Consider the following 13297-nt stretch of genomic DNA (forward strand, 5'->3'; position numbering starts at 1 on the left):
ATAGAATGACTATGTAGTTTGGCAAAAGTCGACTTCTGAGCTTAGCTTTGGAGGTCGACAGAATAATGTTATAGAGGTGGAAATGTATGAAGCGCATTGGGGTTTTAACCAGTGGCGGAGACGCACCTGGTATGAATGCCGCTGTTCGAGCAGTCGTCCGTAAAGGTTTGTATGAAGGATTAGAAGTTTACGGAATCAACTATGGTTTTGCTGGACTAGTGGCAGGAGACATTCGTAAGTTGACGCGTAGAGACGTGTCAGATAAAATTTCGCGAGGCGGAACTTTCCTTTATTCTGCACGTTATCCGGAGTTTCGCACGGAAGAAGGGCAAATGAAAGCGATCGAACAGCTGGATCGTTTTGGCATCGAAGGCTTGGTTGTCCTCGGCGGAGACGGATCTTATCGCGGAGCATATGCTTTGACGAAAAGAGGCTATCCAACGATTGGACTTCCGGGAACCATTGACAATGATATCCCGGGAACGGATTTTTGTATCGGATTCGACACAGCCATCAATACCGTGTTGGATTCCTTGGACAAAATCCGAGATACAGCAACTAGTCATGTTCGTACCTTCATTGTTGAAGTGATGGGCCGCAATGCCGGAGATATCGCACTGTGGGCCGGCGTCGCTGGAGGAGCCGAGCAAATCATCGTTCCGGAAAAAGATTTCAGCATTGTAGAAGTGGCAGACACTATCCGTGAAGGACGTCAAAAAGGGAAAAAGCACAGCATCATCGTGCTCGCTGAAGGTGTCATGAAAGGAAATGATTTTGCTGCTGAATTGGCAGAAATCGAAAACTTCCATGTCCGGGTGACCGAATTGGGTCACGTCCAACGGGGTGGATCCCCAACGGCACGCGACCGTGTGCTGGCAAGTACATTTGGTGCAAAAGCAGTAGAGTTGTTGAAAGAAGGCAAAGGCGGTTTGTGTGTAGGCATTGTCAACAATCAAATTGTCGCTAACGACATCATCGACACTCTGGAAAACCATACACACACACCGGATTTATCATTATTCGAGTTAAATAAACAAATTTCCGATTAAGGAAATGAAAAGGCAGGGAACCATTTATGAAAAAGACAAAGGTTGTTTGTACGATAGGTCCAGCCAGTGAATCTGTCGATACACTGGTAAAAATGATTGAAGCAGGGATGAACGTTGCCCGTTTGAACTTCTCACACGGTGACCACGAAGAGCATTTGGCTCGTATCAAAAACATCCGCAAAGCTCAAGAAATTACCGGTAAAATGGTAGGCATTTTGTTGGATACCAAAGGACCAGAAATCCGTACACACACAATGAAAGACGGAAAAGTCTCTTTCGAAAAAGGCGATGTTGTCCGTGTGGCAATGGAAGAAGTAGAAGGAACCCGCGAAAAATTCTCTGTCTCTTACAGTGAATTAATCAACGATGTTCAACCTGGGTCTCACATCCTTTTGGATGATGGTTTGATTGATCTTTTGGTTACTGACATTGACAAAGAAAACAATGAAATTGTGACTACGGTCAAAAACGCCGGTGTTTTGAAAAACAAAAAAGGTGTAAACGTACCGGGTGTATCTGTTCAGTTGCCAGGTATCACTGAAAAAGATGCCAGTGACATTGAATTCGGACTTGAAAACAACATCGACTTCATCGCGGCAAGTTTCGTCCGCCGTCCACAAGACGTGTTGGAAATCACAGAATTGCTTGAAAAACATGGGAAAATGCATGTTCAAATCATTCCTAAGATTGAAAACCAAGAAGGTGTCGACAACTTAGAAGAAATTCTTAAAGTTTCTGACGGATTGATGGTTGCCCGTGGAGACCTTGGGGTAGAAATTCCTGCAGAAGAAGTTCCGATTGTTCAAAAAGACATGATCAAAAGATGTAACGCAGCCGGCAAACCGGTCATCACTGCAACTCAGATGTTGGAATCAATGCAACAAAACCCACGTCCAACACGTGCAGAAGCAAGTGACGTGGCGAACGCTATCTTTGATGGAACAGACGCTATCATGCTTTCTGGTGAAACAGCTGCTGGAGACTATCCGGTTGAAGCGGTTCAAACGATGGCCAACATCGCAGTTCGTACAGAAGAAGCTTTGTTGGGCAATGACGCTTTTGCATTGAAAGCATACGATCAAACAGATATGACTGAAGCCATCGGACAAGCTGTCGGCCACACTGCCCGCAACTTGAACATCCAAACCATTGTTGCAGCAACTGAATCCGGCCACACTGCCCGTATGATTTCTAAATATCGTCCAAAAGCCAACATTGTTGCCGTTACTTTCTCAGAAGAGACATACCGTGGATTGGCTCTTCAATGGGGCGTTATTCCAACAATCACAGAAAAACCAACCAGCACAGACGAAATGTTCAACTTAGCTACCCAAATCACTGTGGACAAAGGTTTCGCTAAAGAAGGCGAATTGATTTTGATCACTGCAGGGGTTCCAGTAGGCGAACGCGGTACTACAAACGTCATGAAGATTCAAATGATTGGCTCTCGTTTGGTAGAAGGCCAAGGCGTTGGATCCGACACAGTTATCGGAAAAGCAATCGTTGCTTCAAGTGCAGAAGAAGCAAATGCTAAAGCAGTAGAAGGCGGCGTATTGGTCGTGAAAAACACTGATCGTGAATACTTGCCTGCTATCGAAAAATCATCTGCTATCGTCGTAGAGCAAGGCGGATTGACTAGTCATGCCGCAGTCATTGGAATCGCAATGGGAATTCCAGTGATTGTCAGCGCAGAAAATGCGACTCAATCCATCCAAGACGATGAATTGATCACTGTTGATTCTCGTCGTGGTATTGTTTACCGTGGTGCAGCTACAGCGATTTAAGCAGTTTTGTTAAAGAGGTTTGAGGGGCTGTCCTTCAAACCTCTTTTTTTATTGCTGAACCTTAAAACAAGTTTACATAAGCGAATTATGGTAAACCTGATTAAGTTTCTGTCTCCCATGGCTGCTTTTCTGTATAATAGAAACATCAAAGAAGATGTAAAAGGAGACAATATAGATGAATGAATCAGTAGGAAAAATAATCACCGGCATTGTGACGGATAAGAATGAAAAAGCGGTCTTTGTGCAAAAAGCAGGTGTGACGTATCGATTGGTGGCGGAAAATCTTTCCCTCTACCAATTAGGAGATGCAGTGGAAGGGTTTGCTTACGTCGGGAAAGACGGACGGTATAAATTGACTCCTGAACTTCCAAATTCTATGATTGGACGATATGGATGGGGAGAGGTAGTCCGCAGCCAGACAGATTTAGGGGTATTCGTAGATATCGGCCTGCCGGACAAAGATGTGGTTGTGTCAATGGATGACCTTCCGAATGAAAAAGACATTTGGCCGAAAAAAGGGGACTGGTTGTTGATCAGTCTTTCTGTAGACGATCAAGAACGGATGTGGGGCAAATTGGCAGATGACAGTATCTTTGATGGATTGGCCCGAAAAGCGGGTAAAGAGATGCGGAATAAAGACATCGCCGGCACCGTCTATCACCCTAAGTTGGTAGGCACTTATGTCTTCACGGATGAAGGCTACTTGGGGTTTGTTCATCCCTCCGAACGCGAGCGTGAGCCGCGTTTGGGAGAAGTGATAAAAGGACGCGTCATTGATGTGAAAGAGGACGGCACACTGAATCTGTCCTTGATGCCACGTGCATACGAAGTATTGGAAGACGATGCGGCCATGATTTTGGAAGTGGTAAAACGCTCGAAAGAAAACCGAATTCCTTACACAGATAAAAGCAGCCCGGAAGACATAAAAAAACAGTTCGGCATCAGTAAAGCACAATTCAAGCGTTCGCTTGGAAGATTGATGAAACAAAAACTGGTTCGACAAGAAGCAGGTTACACGATTTTAAATGAGCAGCCACAAGAAGAAAAAGACAATTCGAACGGTTGAAAAACGATGGGCCGTGGACTAAACTGAAAGTAGCGTTTTATTCAGAAAATCTTGCATGATTACAAGTGGAAGAGATGAGACAGATGGAAGAAGTATTGGAAGAATATGTCACTTATTTACAGATTGAACGTGGATTGTCCGCGAACACCATTGAGAGTTACCGGCGGGATTTATCTCAATACATTGACTTTTTGAAGAAAGACGGCAAAAAAGATTGGAATGAAGTAGATCGTTTCTTTGTGCTGTCTTTCCTTCAAAGTTTGAAGGAAGAAAACAAGTCTTCGAATACAATCATTCGGATGGTGTCTAGTTTGCGGAAGTTTCATCAGTATCTCCATCAAGAAAATGTTATGGCGCTGGACCCGATGCTGCATATCGATACACCGAAGAAAGCACAGAAGCTTCCTAAAATATTATCCGCTTCTGAAGTGGAACGATTGATTGAAGCACCGGACACTTCTTCAAAACTTGGACTAAGAGACCGGGCAATTTTAGAGGTCATGTATGCAACGGGGCTACGGGTGTCTGAAGTGACTAATCTAAAGATGGACGATTTGCATCTGTCCATGGGATTGATCCAAACAAAAGGAAAAGGCGACAAAGAGCGTATCATTCCTATTGGCGGAACCGCGATTAAATGGTTGGAAGAGTACTTGACTTACAGCCGGAGCAAGTTAGAACAAAGAGGGCAGGAATCTCCGTATGTGTTTTTGAACCACCGGGGGAAAAGCTTGTCTAGGCAAGGTGTATGGAAAAACTTGAAAGCTTTGGTGCGGAAAGCCTGCATAAAAAAAGAAGTGACCCCACATACGTTGCGTCATTCTTTTGCAACCCATTTATTGGAAAACGGCGCAGATTTAAGAGTTGTGCAAGAACTTTTGGGGCATTCAGATATTTCCACTACCCAAATTTATACGCATATCACTAAGCACCGTTTGTCCTCTGTATACAAAACGTATCATCCAAGAGCTTGAGGACCTATAATTGAAGGAGGCTGTTTGCATGTATAAACGTGTACACTTGATTGTATTAGATTCAGTCGGAATTGGCGAAGCGCCCGATGCGGAAAAGTTCGGTGACAAAGGTGCCCACACATTAGGACATATCGCTGAACGTGTCGGCTTGACTGTTCCGAACATGGAGCGTTTAGGTTTAGGAAACATTGAATCATTAAAGGGCGTCAAAAAAGATGCTGAGAGCTTGGGATACCACACAAAATTAGAAGAAGTCTCCGTAGGGAAAGACACCATGACCGGACACTGGGAAATCATGGGATTGAATATCCAGAAACCATTTCGTGTATTTCCAGATGGATTTTCCGATGACTTGATCCAACAAATTGAAGAACATACCGGCCGGAAAATTGTCGGAAACAAACCGGCAAGCGGGACTGAAATCATCGATGAATATGGAGCGCATCAAATGGAAACAGGAGATTTGATTGTCTATACATCAGCGGATCCTGTCCTGCAGATTGCGGCTCATGAAGACATCATTCCTTTGGATGAACTGTTTCTATCTGTGAATACGTACGTGAAATTACCGCTGACGAACCATATATGATCGGCCGAATCATTGCCCGTCCGTACGTTGGGGAACCAGGCAACTTCACCCGGACCAGCAACCGTCATGATTATGCTCTCGATCCATTTGGAAAAACAGTGCTGGATTATTTGAAAGAAGGCGGGAAAGATGTCGTTGCTGTTGGGAAAATCAATGATATCTTCAATGGACAGGGAATCACAGAGTCCGTGCGTACAGAAAGCAATATGGACGGTGTGGACAAACTGTTGCAAGTCATGGACAAAGAGTTTCACGGGTTGAGTTTCACCAACCTGGTTGACTTTGATGCGAAATTCGGACACCGTAGAAATGTGGCAGGGTACGGCGAGGCACTGGAAGAATTTGACGCCCGCCTTCCGGAAATAATGGAAAAACTTGATGACAACGACTTGCTGATCATTACAGCAGACCATGGAAACGACCCGACTTTCCCAGGAACGGATCACACGCGTGAATATGTACCGTTGATGGTATACTCTCCTTCCATGAAAGAACGTGGACGATTGGAACAAGGATTTTTCGCTGATATCGGTGCAACCATTGCAGAGAATTTCGGGGTACAAAACACGGGATTCGGCGAAAGTTTTTTGACAGATTTGAAATAAAAGTAGATGAGGAGCAGCATAATGGGACAAAACACACATGCAATGACGGAAAAAATCAACAAAGCAGCAGATTATTTGCGTGAACAAGGAATCACCGCACCTAAAGTCGGTTTGATTCTTGGTTCCGGTTTGGGCGAATTGGCCGATGAAGCCGAAAACTCAGTGGCAGTGCCATATGAAGACATTCCAGGATTTCCAGTTTCCACAGTTGCCGGCCATGCCGGCCAATTGGTCTACGGAACAATTGGAGACAAACAAGTCGTGGCTATGCAAGGCCGTTTCCATTACTATGAGGGCTATTCCCTCCAAGAAGTGACTTTCCCTGTACGGGTGATGAAAGCATTAGGTGTGCACTCACTGGTGGTTACGAATGCGGCTGGAGGCGTCAATGAGACGTTTACTCCGGGAGAATTGATGCTGATAACAGACCATATCAATTACCTGGGAGACCATCCATTGATCGGCCCGAACGATGACACACAAGGCCCACGCTTCGTTGACATGTCTAACGCCTATGATCCTGCTTATCAAGAAATCATTAAAGACGTGGCTGGTGGCTTGGATGTCACCCTTCGTGAGGGCGTGTATATGGCCTTCTCTGGTCCAACATACGAAACGCCTGCAGAAGTGCGTATGGCTCGGACACTCGGAGCGGACGCTGTCGGAATGTCCACGGTTCCTGAAGTGATTGTCGCTCGTCACACTGGGTTGCGAGTAGCAGGGATCTCCTGTATTACCAACCTGGCTGCTGGAATGCAAGCGGAATTAAATCACGAAGAAGTCGTGGAAACCACTCAACGAGTGAAAGAAACATTTAAACAAGTCGTTAAAGAAACAGTCCGTGCGATGCCAGAAAACATGTAACTATTTTGAGGGAGCTTGATCACAGTCAAGTTCCCTTCTTTCTGCTGTTTTTATCGATTCCCTTCATAATGAAACAAAACACATCTGTGTCCCGCGCAAACAAACTGCTCTCAGCCCCCGAGAGCAATTGTGAAAGGGGATTGTTTGTGTTAAAGTATAGAAAGTGATTTTAGAGGATGCCTAAAATGGTGTCAGCTCTACCTTTAATTGGAGGGGAACAATGCTAGTCGAATACAAATCAGATTATCAAAAAATTGCAATGGGCTTGCTTTCTTTTGTTCCTGATTTAAAAGATACCCAACGCTTAATATCTGAAATGGAATGGTATCAAAAGGAAGACAGCCGCAGACTTTTTTTATGGAGAAGTCAAGAAACAAATGATCTGGTTGCTGTCATAGGGATTGAAGAAGAGGATGCAGTTGTGTTGATGAGACACATTGCAATCAATCCATCGTACCGAAATGAAAAATTGTCCTTCAAAATACTGGATGCAGTTTCAGAACAATTTGCACCGAAAAAGATTTCAGGAACCTTAGAGACGGTTTCTTTGGTAACCAAATGGCAACAAGAGAGTGCCCGGTTGAAACAAGACAACTCGGCCAGTCCGATTAAGGAGTGAAGAGATGTCTGATTTGACGGTGAAAACCGATGTGTTTGAGGGGCCGCTTGATTTATTGTTGCACCTGATTCAGAAATTGGAATTGGATATTTACGATATTCCCATTGCTGAAGTCACATCTCAATATATGGAATACATTCATGCGATGAAAGAGCTGCAATTGGATATCGCCGGAGAATACCTGGTCATGGCTGCTACTTTGATGTCCATCAAAAGTGCCATGCTGCTCCCGAGGAAAGAAGCAATCGATGAATTCGAGGAAGAAGCGTTTTTGACTGAAGAAGATCCGAGAGAGTCGCTGACGGCAATGCTGTTGGAATACCAAGCATTTAAACGTGCTGCTCAGCAATTGGATGAAAAACAACAAGAGCGTCGACTGTTGTATTCGAAGGAGCCGTCTGATTTGTCTCAATACCAAGTCAATGTTCAGTTGCGACCGAACCAGGCTGGGATGAACGAATTAATGATGGCTTTTGCGAATGTCCTGAAGCGAAAATCGATAGCAGAGGCGCCTCCCAAAGTAGTGGAAGCGGAAGAAGTGTCCATACATGAAAAAATGGATCTAATAGAGGAGAGATTAAGAAGTTCAGATAAAGGGAAAGTGTTTTTTGCTGAACTGTTCGAGTCTCCCAATAAAAGAGAAGTAGTCACAGTTTTCCTGGCGCTGTTGGAATTGGTGAAAGAAAATAAAATCCAAGCTGAACAAGAAGAGAGCTATGGGGACATTGTTCTCTCTTTTTATAGCGCGCAAGGGTAAAACAATCAGTTCGAAAGATAGAAGGAACGTTGATGATGAATCGTTTAGCGTCAATAGAAGCTATATTATTTGTTGCAGGTGAAGAAGGAGTACGGGCAGATGAATTGTCACGACTCCTTGAAATTTCTGAAGATGAAGTGATGCAGGCTCTCCATGAGCTGAAAGAACAATACCTCTCACGGGAAAGTTGCGCGTTGAGCGTCATCGACACTGCAAAAAGATTTAAATTGGTAACGAAAAAAGAATACGCAGAAGTGGTTAAAAGTTATGCGCATTCCCCGGCGAGTGGGAATCTGACAAAAGCAATATTGGAAGTGCTATCCATTATTGCGTACAAACAACCGGTCACTCGGATGGAAATTGATGAAATTCGAGGTGTTCAGTCTTCAGGAGCCGTCCAAAAGCTGTCGCTGCATGGATTGATAGCTGAAAAAGGAAGGTTAAAAACTCCTGGCAGACCGGTTTTGTATGGGACGACAGACGCATTTTTGGACTATTTTGGCTTGAAGAGTTTGGAAGAACTGCCAGAATTGTCTATCGACGAAGAAGAAAAAGAAGATAACTTATTTTTCGAAACGTTTCAGAAGACGTTTGAAGAGTAAAGGAGATGAATAAATGGAGCGTTTACAAAAAGTGATGGCGCATGCCGGCGTGGCTTCACGAAGAAAATCTGAACAGCTGATTGCTGAAGGACGGGTGACCGTGAATGGAGAAATCGTCACGGATATGGGCACCAAAGTTAGCCGCCAAGATACAATTGCAGTAGACGGGATAGTAGTTGAGCGGGAACATCCCGTTTATTTTTTATTGAACAAGCCTCGTGGCGTCATCTCTTCTGTGTCCGACGAAAAAGGCAGAAAGACAGTCGTCGATTTGTTGCCTGAGATTCCGCAAAGGATTTATCCGATCGGACGGTTGGATTATGACACAACAGGAGCATTGATTCTTACGAATGACGGGGAATTTGCGAATCTATTGATGCATCCTCGGTTCGAAATTGATAAAACCTATGTGGCTAAAGTGAAAGGAATCTTAAACAAACAAACTTTGCGCCAACTAGAAAAAGGTGTGGTGATTGACGGGAAACGAACCGCACCCGCAAAAGGACGAATTTTATCTCAAGACTACAAAAAAGAAACAACGATGGTGGAGCTGACCATCCATGAAGGCCGAAATCAGCAAGTGAAAAAAATGTTTGAAGCGGTCAAGCACCCAGTCATGAAGTTAAAGAGAGAAACTTATGGTTCCTTGACTTTGGGCGGATTGCAATCTGGAGAATGGCGTGAATTAAAGCCTTTCGAAGTAAATGAATTGATACGTTTGGCAAAGAGCAGCCAAAAATAAGAGAGCCCAGTGACCTATCATTGGCGCACCCTTGATTTCTCTTGTATAATCATATTTGAGACATGCCAATCATGGTTCGTAAAGGAGTGTAGGAATTGGCCGAAGAAAACAAAACCATACTAGTGGTCGATGATGAAGACCGTATCAGAAGACTGTTAAAAATGTATCTGGAAAAAGAAAATTATACCATTGAGGAAGCAGCAGATGGCGAAGCTGCTTTAAATATGGCGATGAACAATGATTATGATTTGATTTTACTAGACTTGATGCTTCCTAAAATGGATGGGATTGATGTCGCTCAAGCTCTGCGCGAAGAAAAAAACACCCCAATCATGATGCTGACTGCAAAAGGGGAAGAAGCAAACCGGATTCAAGGATTGGAAGTGGGCGCGGATGATTATATTGTCAAACCGTTCAGTCCACGCGAGATTGTATTGCGTGTAAGCGCCATTTTAAGACGAACACAGCCGGAAAGTACAAAAGAAGCAGATGATTTGGATGTCATCAAACTTCCGCACTTGGAAGTGGACAACCAAGCTCACCGGGTTTTAGCAGACGGCCAACAAGTCAATTTGACACCGAAAGAGTACGATTTGTTGCTCTATTTAATGTCTTCACCCGACCAAATTTTTGGAAGAGAGCAGTTGTTGCGGGAAGTATGGAAATACGAGTTCTTTGGGGATCTAAGAACGGTCGACACCCACATCAAACGACTTCGGGAAAAATTATCCAAGAAATCCCCTAAAGCAGCAAAAATGATTGAAACAGTTTGGGGACTTGGCTATAAGTTAAATTCCTGTCCGCCTGCTGACGATGAGTAGGTGAATTCTTTATGAATGTCAATATTGTAGCTGTTCGACTATGGATTTATACTATTGGTTTTATTTTGTTTTCATTTTTAGCGACCTCGCTATTTTACGGCTTGTTCTATTCCGAACAAGTTGAAGACATGTATTTGAAAGACTTTAACCAGATTATTGAAAATGTGGAAACCCTGAGCTGGAGGGATCCACATTTTTTAATAAACAGCATTGAAGATTATGGCTTGATTGAATCAAAGATCTATTACGATGTTCGCTCTGAAGAAGAGAATTCTGTGGAATATGGAGAACTTTTTGAGGAACTTCCTTCAGAATTCAGAACCGAATTGTTTCAAAATGAATCAGCGGTGGAAATAATTGAAAGCAATGAAAGAGGAATGATTCATTCCACCCTGCAGGTAGAGAATCAAGGACGGGTGCCGTTTGTTTTTCGCGTCTTTCCTTTTGAAGTCAATGGCACGGAGTATACATTGTACTCTTATGCAGATGTAGCGTTTTTGAATGAGATTGAAAAACGCACCAACACTATATTAGGTTGGTTGATCGTTGTTTACCTCTTTTTATCGGTGTTGTATTTCTTTTATTTGAAAAAAACAATTTCAGATCCTCTTCATGAGATGACTGAAACGGCTTTTCTGTATGCGAAAAATGATTTCCGTAAAGAAGTGCCTATCCATGGGCGTGACGATTTGGCTCAATTAGCCATGGCGATGAATAAAATGGGGAACGCCTTGGAGACGTCCGCGACAGCCATTTCGCAGGAAAGAAACCTGCTTGCAAATATTATGAACAGCATTGATACGGGTGTACTGTACTACGATAAAGATGGGACCTTGCTGCAGTCCAACCCTGCTGGGGAACTCTTTTTGCAGCAATACAGGCTTTATAAGGAAAAGTACCCGGAAGAAGCAGGAAATGAGTTGGAGAACAGAATAAAAGAAGCGGTGGAACATATGACCACCATTCATTTTGCGATGGAATTAAATGACAATTTTTATTCCATCAACGTCTTTCCGGTTTCGGAAGAAGACACGCAGCATATTCGAGGAAATATTGTATCCATTCAGGATTTGACGCAAGAACATCGGCTGGATAAGACCAGAGTGGATTTCATCAACAACATTTCACATGAACTCCGGACGCCGCTCGTGATGGTGCAAGGTTACAGCGAAGCCATATTGGATGATGTGGCTGAGTCGGTGGAGGAAAAGAAAGAAATGGCCTCCATTATCCGGGATGAAGCGGAGCGGATGAACCGCATGGTAAATGAAATGCTAGACTTATCCAGGATGGAAGCTGGATATATTGACTTACACAAAGAGATGGTTGATATTGGTGATTACTTCTCCCGTCTGGTTTCCCGCTTCAAAACAATGGCGGATGAAGCACGAATCCAATTGGCATACGACGTTTCTGAAGACGTGGTCAATTGCTATATGGACCGTGATAAGATGGACCAGGTGTTTGTAAACCTATTAAATAATGCCATCCGCCATACACAAATGGCGCACCCACGCGAAGGTGGAAAAGTCACTCTTCACGCCAAGTTTGATACACTGGTGGATGAGGTGGTGCTGGAAGTGCATGATAACGGCAGCGGTATACCTGCAGAAGATATTCCATTTGTTTTTGATCGCTTTTATAAAGCGGATAAATCAAGAGAAAACCAAATAAGCAATAAACGCGGAACCGGAATCGGGCTGTCTCTTGTCAAAAACATCGTTGAAGCTCATGAAGGTTTTATCGAAGTGAAAAGTGAATTTGGCAAAGGGACGTCCTTCTTCATCCATCTTCCTTATATTGAAAAGTGGGAAGAAAACAGAACAGAGTGAAACATTGAAAAAAGCTGTTGCTTTTTATTCGAAGTAGAGATATAATAGTACTTGTAAAACATAAGCAAGATTCATCTTCAGGGGCAGGGTGTAATTCCCGACCGGTGGTATAGTCCACGAACTGATTGGCGACAATCAGCCGAACTGGTGTGATTCCAGTACCGACAGTAAAGTCTGGATAAAGAAGATGGGCTTTTTTGGGCGGCATAAAATAATTTGTCCTCTAAAGCCCTGTTGTTACCTGGAGTGGGACCAACAGGGCTTTTTTTGGTTTCACTTCAAAAATTTGACAACAGGAATTAGGGCTGCAGAGAATTAAAACCGCCCTGTGAGCCACCCCTTTTGCATGAATCCTATAGGAGGATTATGTGATGAGTAACAGTAAGACAAAAAGAATGGTTGGAATTGCGATGCTGGCTTCGGTTGCTTTCGTCATTTCGCAATTTTCATTTCCCATTCTGCCGGCCGTCCCATTTTTGAAAATCGATTTCAGTGATGTTCCGGTGATGATTGGGATGTACATGTATGGACCAGGAGGGGGTATTCTCATCGCCTTTCTACGTTCGTTGATTCATTATGCGCAAACCGGTGGGGAAGCAGGTATCCCTATTGGAGACGCTGCTGCATTCATCGCATCGGTCTCATACACATTGCCTTTGTATTTCTTATTGAAAAAACAAGGCACAAGTTTCAAAAACAAGGTTATCGCTTCCGCAGCGGGGACGCTGACCTTGACCGTTGTGTTATCCTTACTCAACTGGGTTGTCCTGGCCCCGTTGTACATGGCGTTGATGAACTTTGATGTCGGCCCGATGAGAGAATACTTGCTGCTGGCAGTTATCCCGTTTAATTTATTGAAAGGGCCGATTGTTGCCGCCGCCTTTTTCGCAGTGAGCGCCAAACTTTATCCTTGGATTGCAAAAAACAAAAAGAGATTTGGCATCAGTCAAAAAGAACGCATCGCTTAATAAAAAACCGGACTTTCGAAATGAA

General features: G+C 43.7%; 12 protein-coding genes, 1 pseudogene and 1 riboswitch. All 13 genes and pseudogenes read left to right on the forward strand.

Annotation, left to right across the window (positions count from 1 at the left end):
* Window positions 1-86: 86 nt before the first annotated feature.
* The 13 genes and pseudogenes from pfkA to G470_RS0100280 all read left to right on the forward strand — a co-directional run bounded on the left by pfkA (window position 87) and on the right by G470_RS0100280 (window position 13272).
* On the forward strand, window positions 87-1049 hold the full coding sequence (gene pfkA / locus G470_RS0100215) for a 6-phosphofructokinase (protein WP_028273066.1): 963 nt from the start codon (window positions 87-89) through the stop codon (window positions 1047-1049).
* Window positions 1050-1075: 26 nt separating this feature from the next.
* Window positions 1076-2833 (forward strand): pyruvate kinase, encoded by a 1758-nt coding sequence (pyk, locus tag G470_RS0100220; protein WP_028273067.1) that lies wholly within the window; start codon window positions 1076-1078, stop codon window positions 2831-2833.
* A 175-nt stretch (window positions 2834-3008) separates the two neighbouring features.
* Window positions 3009-3899 carry a CvfB family protein gene (locus tag G470_RS0100230; RefSeq protein WP_028273068.1) on the forward strand — a complete coding sequence of 297 codons (891 nt, stop codon included), beginning with the start codon at window positions 3009-3011 and terminating at the stop codon, window positions 3897-3899.
* 83 nt (window positions 3900-3982) lie between these two features.
* Window positions 3983-4873, forward strand: a complete 891-nt coding sequence (xerD, locus tag G470_RS0100235; RefSeq protein WP_028273069.1) for a site-specific tyrosine recombinase XerD — start codon at window positions 3983-3985, stop codon at window positions 4871-4873.
* Between the two features lie 28 nt (window positions 4874-4901).
* Window positions 4902-6067 (forward strand): annotated as a pseudogene (gene deoB / locus G470_RS12190) (phosphopentomutase).
* 21 nt (window positions 6068-6088) lie between these two features.
* A complete protein-coding gene (locus G470_RS0100245; RefSeq protein ID WP_420806579.1) occupies window positions 6089-6931 on the forward strand; it encodes a purine-nucleoside phosphorylase in 843 nt (280 codons plus the stop codon).
* A gap of 220 nt (window positions 6932-7151) precedes the next feature.
* Window positions 7152-7550 carry a GNAT family N-acetyltransferase gene (locus tag G470_RS0100250; RefSeq protein WP_028273071.1) on the forward strand — a complete coding sequence of 133 codons (399 nt, stop codon included), beginning with the start codon at window positions 7152-7154 and terminating at the stop codon, window positions 7548-7550.
* 4 nt (window positions 7551-7554) lie between these two features.
* Entirely contained in the window at window positions 7555-8307 is a 753-nt protein-coding gene (locus tag G470_RS0100255) for a segregation and condensation protein A (RefSeq protein WP_028273072.1), read from the forward strand.
* A gap of 35 nt (window positions 8308-8342) precedes the next feature.
* Entirely contained in the window at window positions 8343-8909 is a 567-nt protein-coding gene (gene scpB, locus G470_RS0100260) for an SMC-Scp complex subunit ScpB (RefSeq protein ID WP_028273073.1), read from the forward strand.
* 13 nt (window positions 8910-8922) lie between these two features.
* A complete protein-coding gene (locus tag G470_RS0100265) occupies window positions 8923-9651 on the forward strand; it encodes a pseudouridine synthase (protein ID WP_028273074.1) in 729 nt (242 codons plus the stop codon).
* A gap of 95 nt (window positions 9652-9746) precedes the next feature.
* The gene (locus tag G470_RS0100270; protein ID WP_028273075.1) at window positions 9747-10472 is read left to right on the forward strand and encodes a response regulator transcription factor; all 726 of its coding nucleotides are present in this window, start codon (window positions 9747-9749) and stop codon (window positions 10470-10472) included.
* Between the two features lie 11 nt (window positions 10473-10483).
* Window positions 10484-12304, forward strand: coding sequence for a HAMP domain-containing sensor histidine kinase (locus G470_RS0100275; RefSeq protein WP_035444758.1), 1821 nt, complete (start codon window positions 10484-10486; stop codon window positions 12302-12304).
* 69 nt (window positions 12305-12373) lie between these two features.
* A riboswitch (FMN riboswitch) is annotated at window positions 12374-12497 on the forward strand.
* A 178-nt stretch (window positions 12498-12675) separates the two neighbouring features.
* Window positions 12676-13272: an ECF transporter S component gene (locus G470_RS0100280; protein WP_035444759.1), complete on the forward strand. Its 597-nt coding sequence runs from the start codon at window positions 12676-12678 to the stop codon at window positions 13270-13272.
* Window positions 13273-13297 lie beyond the last annotated feature (25 nt).

This window comes from Atopococcus tabaci DSM 17538, from assembly GCF_000429585.1.
GTDB classification, from domain to species: domain Bacteria; phylum Bacillota; class Bacilli; order Lactobacillales; family Carnobacteriaceae_A; genus Atopococcus; species Atopococcus tabaci.

Bases quoted from the DNA above. Each gene is read 5' to 3' on its own strand.
- G470_RS0100265 (WP_028273074.1), top strand. From the start codon at position 8,923: ATGGAGCGTTTACAAAAAGTGATGGCGCATGCCGGCGTGGCTTCACGA.
- xerD (WP_028273069.1), top strand. From the start codon at position 3,983: ATGGAAGAAGTATTGGAAGAATATGTCACTTATTTACAGATTGAACGT.
- G470_RS0100275 (WP_035444758.1), top strand. From the start codon at position 10,484: ATGAATGTCAATATTGTAGCTGTTCGACTATGGATTTATACTATTGGT.
- pfkA (WP_028273066.1), top strand. From the start codon at position 87: ATGAAGCGCATTGGGGTTTTAACCAGTGGCGGAGACGCACCTGGTATG.
- G470_RS0100280 (WP_035444759.1), top strand. From the start codon at position 12,676: ATGAGTAACAGTAAGACAAAAAGAATGGTTGGAATTGCGATGCTGGCT.
- scpB (WP_028273073.1), top strand. From the start codon at position 8,343: ATGAATCGTTTAGCGTCAATAGAAGCTATATTATTTGTTGCAGGTGAA.
- G470_RS0100245 (WP_420806579.1), top strand. From the start codon at position 6,089: ATGGGACAAAACACACATGCAATGACGGAAAAAATCAACAAAGCAGCA.
- G470_RS0100255 (WP_028273072.1), top strand. From the start codon at position 7,555: ATGTCTGATTTGACGGTGAAAACCGATGTGTTTGAGGGGCCGCTTGAT.
- pyk (WP_028273067.1), top strand. From the start codon at position 1,076: ATGAAAAAGACAAAGGTTGTTTGTACGATAGGTCCAGCCAGTGAATCT.
- G470_RS0100250 (WP_028273071.1), top strand. From the start codon at position 7,152: ATGCTAGTCGAATACAAATCAGATTATCAAAAAATTGCAATGGGCTTG.
- G470_RS0100230 (WP_028273068.1), top strand. From the start codon at position 3,009: ATGAATGAATCAGTAGGAAAAATAATCACCGGCATTGTGACGGATAAG.